Source organism: Deltaproteobacteria bacterium, from assembly GCA_011773515.1.
GTDB lineage: Bacteria > Desulfobacterota > Deferrimicrobia > J040 > J040 > WVXK01.
Map to the genome: position 1 here is coordinate 2,874 of WVXK01000061.1, position 869 is coordinate 3,742.

Sequence of the window (869 nt, forward strand, 5' to 3'; positions counted from 1 at the left end):
GCATCTTTTGCCGCACTGACGTTTGCATTGAAAGGTATCGATGTAAGTCTTGCCTATGCCATCTGGTCAGGGATCGGTACCGTTCTCATAGCAACCATTGGCATCCTCTATTTCCAGGAACCATTGCCTGCATTGAAAATAGTCAGCATTGCGTTTATCGTCGCCGGTGTCATTGGGCTGCATCTCAGCGGAGCTGGGAATTGAGACGCGGGGCGCACAAAAACTGGAGGTGATACCATGATTTCAAGGCAAAAAGTCCAGGATATGTATCAAACGGGAGCGAAGCATTACGATTTCACTACCACGCTATTCAGGTTGATCGGCTTGCGTATGAAGACGTACCGTTCAATCGCAATAAAGAACCTGTCACTTCAACGAGGCGATTCAGTCATCGAGCTCGGCTGTGGTACCGGTTTGAACTTTCCTCTTCTTATGGAACGGATAGGGCCGGAGGGTCGAATCATAGGGGTTGACTTAACGCAAGGAATGCTCGACATCGCACGGATGAGAGTCAGGCGATCCGGCTGGCAAAACGTGGACCTGATAAAGACAGATATCTCTGCCTATAATTTCCCGGGAGGGGTAAACGGTGTCCTTGCAACGGGCCTCTTCGGCTATATACCCGAATATGACCGTGTGATCAAGGCAGCCTCTCAGTCCCTCGTACCCGGTGGGCGCATATCAATCGTCGATGGCAAACAGCCAGAAAACTTACCATCATGGTTGTTCAGCATCGTCTTGAAGCTCGGAGAGCCATTCGGATACACTCCCGAGTACTTCAATGTTCGTCCCTGGGAATCGGTAGAGCGTTATTATAGTGAAACCACATTCGAAACAAGATATGGGGGAATGATCTATATTTCATCAGG

At 49.4% G+C, this 869-nt stretch carries 1 protein-coding gene and 1 pseudogene (1 of these 2 only partly in view); both read left to right on the forward strand.

The genetic code is table 11. From position 1 onward, the window contains the following. Positions 1-204 (forward strand): annotated as a pseudogene (locus GTN70_06755) (QacE family quaternary ammonium compound efflux SMR transporter) (it extends 99 nt beyond the left edge of the window). 33 nt (positions 205-237) lie between these two features. Further along, positions 238-869, forward strand: a 632-nt coding sequence (locus tag GTN70_06760) for a class I SAM-dependent methyltransferase (GenBank protein ID NIO16685.1), incomplete at its 3' end; no start/stop codon positions are given.